Here is a 3,668-nt window from a genome sequence, read left to right on the forward strand (position 1 = left end):
ATGTGCTCGGCGCCGCCGGCTCGCTGCTCAAGGCGGTGGCGCGCACCCCGTTCAAGGCCGGCATGCACGGCGGCAACTACCTGCGCGAGCTGTACCGCATCGCCAGCGGCGCGTCCGCGCTGGCACCGGCGCCCAAGGACAAGCGCTTCGCCGATCCGGCCTGGCACAGCAACCCCTTCCTGCGCGCCCTGGTGCAGAGCTACCTGGCCGGCGAGCGCGAGCTCAATGGCTTTATCGAATCTTCGGACCTGCAGGGCGCCGACAAGGGCCGCGCACGTTTCGTCGCCTCCCTGCTGGTCGATGCCCTGGCGCCGAGCAACCTGCTGCTGACCAACCCCGCGGCGCTGCGCAGGGTGGTCGACACCGGCGGCGCCAGCCTGCTGCAGGGCGGCCGCCAGCTGGCCCGCGACCTGTTGCACAACCGCGGCCTGCCGTCGCAGGTCGACAGCACGCCGTTCAAGCTGGGCGAGAACCTCGCCACGGCCAAGGGCGAGGTGGTGTTTCGCAACAAGATGTTCGAGCTGCTGCAGTTCGCCCCCACCACGCCGAGCGTGTTCAGCCGCCCGCTGGTGATGTCGCCGCCGCAGATCAACAAGTACTACGCCGTCGACCTATCGCCGGAAAAAAGCCTGATCAAGTGGATCCAGGACAGCGGCGTGCAGCTGTTCGTCATCAGCTGGCGCAACCCCACGGCCAAGCAGCGCGACTGGGGCCTGTCCGACTACGTGCAGTGCCTGGACCAGGCGGTGGACGTGGCGCGGCAGATCACCGGCAGCCCGGACGTCAACATGTGGGGCTCCTGCTCCGGCGGCATCACCCTGGCCGCCTACCTAGGCTGGCTGGCGGCCCAGGGCGAGGGCGCCAAGGTGGCCAACACCAACTGGGCGGTATGCGTGCTGGACATGCCTGCGGTAATGGACGACACCGGCATCGGTATGATCGCCACCCCGACCGCGCTGGCCGCGGCCAAGGCGGGCTCGCGGCGCAAGGGCGTGCTCAGCGGCCAGGAAATGGCGCGCATGTTCGCCTGGCTGCGGCCCAACGACCTGATCTGGAACTACTGGGTCAACAACTACCTGCTCGGCAACAAGCCGCCGGCCTTCGACATCCTGGCCTGGAACAGCGACACCACGCGCCTGCCGGCGCAGCTTCACGCCGACTACCTGGACCTGATCGAGCAGAACCCCTTCAGCAACCCGAACCGGCTGCGCATCGCCGGCCTGCCGATCGACCTGACCCAGGTGCAGGTCGGCGCCTATGTGGTCGGTGGCACCACCGACCACATCACCCCCTGGCAGGGCTGCTACGGCACCGCGCGGCTGTTCGGCGAAGGCAGCACCTTCGTCCTGTCCAATGCCGGCCACCTGCAGAGCCTGGTCAACCCGCCGGGCAATCCCAAGGCCTATTTTCATGCCGCTCCGGCGGCCCAGCCCGAGGCCGAGGACTGGCTCGAGGCCGCCGGCGAGCGCCAGGAAGGCAGCTGGTGGCCGCACTGGCGGCAGTGGATCGGCCAGCGCTCCGGCGCCAGCCGCAGCGCGCCGAAAACGCTCGGCTCGAAGAAATACCCGGCGCTGTGCGCCGCGCCCGGTACCTATGTGCTGGAGCGCTAGGTTCAGATCAATCCCGAGGTCATCCATGAACAAGATTTATCCCGATGCCCATGCCGCACTGGCCGATATCGTCCACGACGGCATCACCATCGCCTCCGGCGGCTTCGGCCTGTGCGGCATCCCCGAGGCGCTGATCGCGGCGCTGGGGGAGACCGGCAAGACCGGCTTCACCATCATCAGCAACAACTGCGGGGTCGACGACTTCGGCCTCGGCCCGCTGCTCTACAGCCGCCAGATCAGGAAGATGGTTTCCTCCTACGTCGGCGGCAACAAGGAGTTCGAGCGCCAGTACCTGGCCGGCGAGCTGGAGCTGGAATTAACCCCCCAGGGCAGCCTGGCCGAGAAGCTGCGCGCCGGCGGCGCCGGCATCCCGGCCTTCTACACCCGCACCGGCTACGGCACGCTGATCGCCGAGGGCAAGGAAACCCGTCAGTTCGACGGCGACTGGTACGTGATGGAGCGCTCCCTGACCGCCGACGTGGCGCTGATCAAGGGCGCGGTGGCCGACAGGGCCGGCAACCTGATGTTCAACAAGACCGCGCGCAACTTCAATCCGCTGTGCGCCAAGGCCGGCCGGGTGTGCGTGGCCGAGGTCGAGGCAATCGTCGAGGTCGGCGAGCTGAGCCCCGACGAGATCCACCTGCCGGGCATCTTCGTGCAGCGCCTGGTGCTCAACCCCAACCCGGAAAAACGCATCGAAGTCCGCACGCTTTCTACAACGGCAGGGGGGAACTGATCATGGCCTGGACCCGCGAAGAAATGGCGCAGCGCGCCGCCGCCGAGCTGCAGGACGGCTTCTACGTCAACCTCGGCATCGGCCTGCCGACCCTGGTGGCCAACTACATCCCCGACGGCATGGAGGTCTGGCTGCAGAGCGAGAACGGCCTGCTCGGCATCGGCCCCTTCCCCGGTGAGGAGGAGATCGACGCCGACCTGATCAACGCCGGCAAGCAGACCATCACCACGCTGCCCGGCAGCAGCTTCTTCGACAGCGCCGAGAGCTTCGCCATGATCCGTGGCGGCCACATCAACCTGGCCCTGCTCGGCGCCATGCAGGTGGCCGAGAACGGCGACCTGGCCAACTGGATGATCCCCGGCAAGATGGTCAAGGGCATGGGCGGCGCCATGGACCTGGTGGCCGGCGTCAAGCGCGTGGTGGTGATCATGGAGCACTGCGCCAAGGGCGGCGCGCACAAGATCCTCGAACGCTGCGACCTGCCGCTGACCGGCGTCGGCGTGGTCGACCGGATCATCACCGACCTGGCCGTGCTGGATGTCACCGCTGCCGGCCTCGAGCTGGTGGAGATGGCCCCCGGGGTGGACTTCGACCAGCTGCAGGCGGCCACCGGCTGCGCGATCCGGCGCCAGTAACCGCCACGCCCTGTGCTTTCAGGTCAGGGCGTGACCCGCTTCGGCGTGACGCTCCGGAGCGTTTGCGGCGACTGCGCACGCAGCTCGCCGCCTTTTAATCCTGTGTGGCGGCGCTTGCTTGCCGTTTGGCAAGGCGAGTGCGTCCACCATCGCCGGGCTGCGCTGTTCAGCGCACCGGGCACCAAAGAGCTGGTCAATCCGGGGGGCACCGCCCTGGATGCTTCGCGGCGGCTGGGGTAGCAGTCGTCCGCTTTTTTATTCCACCTCCGCGGCGGCTGCGCCTGCCGCCGCGGACGCGCCTGTCGCTGGCAGGTGCAGAACCGCTTAGCCCGATAACAATTAGAACGAGGTTAGGACCATGCGCAGAGTCATCCGGCTTTTCCTGCTGCCCTTGTTGTGTGCCCCGCTATTGGCCGCCGGCCAGCCCCAACCGTTGAACGAGCTGAGCGCGCGCGGCCAACTGCTTTGCGCCAGCGCCCTGCTGTACTTCAATCCGGCCGAGCGGGCGCCGGATCCGCGCAGCCTGACGGCCGTCTACCACCACCTGCACAGCCTGCAGATCCAGGTTCTGCAGCTGGGCCAGCCGCCCGCGCTGGCCGCGCCGCTGGCGGCCATGCAACGCAGCTTCGCCACGCTCGACGCCTTGCCGCGCCGGAAGCGTCAGGCCTATCCGCAGTTGCTGGCCCA

The 3,668-nt window shown here is 68.2% G+C and carries 4 protein-coding genes; all 4 read left to right on the forward strand.

What is annotated here, in order from left to right; all coding sequences use genetic code 11:
- Positions 1–1,610: alpha/beta fold hydrolase (locus N878_RS15040; protein WP_021444447.1), on the forward strand; the 1,610-nt coding region annotated here is incomplete at its 5' end.
- 25 nt (positions 1,611–1,635) lie between these two features.
- Complete coding sequence (locus N878_RS15045) at positions 1,636–2,346, forward strand: CoA transferase subunit A (protein WP_021444448.1); 711 nt, start codon at positions 1,636–1,638, stop codon at positions 2,344–2,346.
- Between the two features lie 2 nt (positions 2,347–2,348).
- A complete protein-coding gene (locus tag N878_RS15050) occupies positions 2,349–2,981 on the forward strand; it encodes a CoA transferase subunit B (protein ID WP_021444449.1) in 633 nt (210 codons plus the stop codon).
- 358 nt (positions 2,982–3,339) lie between these two features.
- The coding region (locus N878_RS15055; RefSeq protein WP_031303238.1) for a hypothetical protein at positions 3,340–3,668 on the forward strand (329 nt) is incomplete at its 3' end.

The sequence above is a fragment of the Pseudomonas sp. EGD-AK9 genome (genome assembly GCF_000465935.2).
GTDB lineage: Bacteria > Pseudomonadota > Gammaproteobacteria > Pseudomonadales > Pseudomonadaceae > Aquipseudomonas.

Bases quoted from the DNA above. Each gene is read 5' to 3' on its own strand.
- N878_RS15045 (WP_021444448.1), top strand. From the start codon at position 1,636: ATGAACAAGATTTATCCCGATGCCCATGCCGCACTGGCCGATATCGTC.
- N878_RS15050 (WP_021444449.1), top strand. From the start codon at position 2,349: ATGGCCTGGACCCGCGAAGAAATGGCGCAGCGCGCCGCCGCCGAGCTG.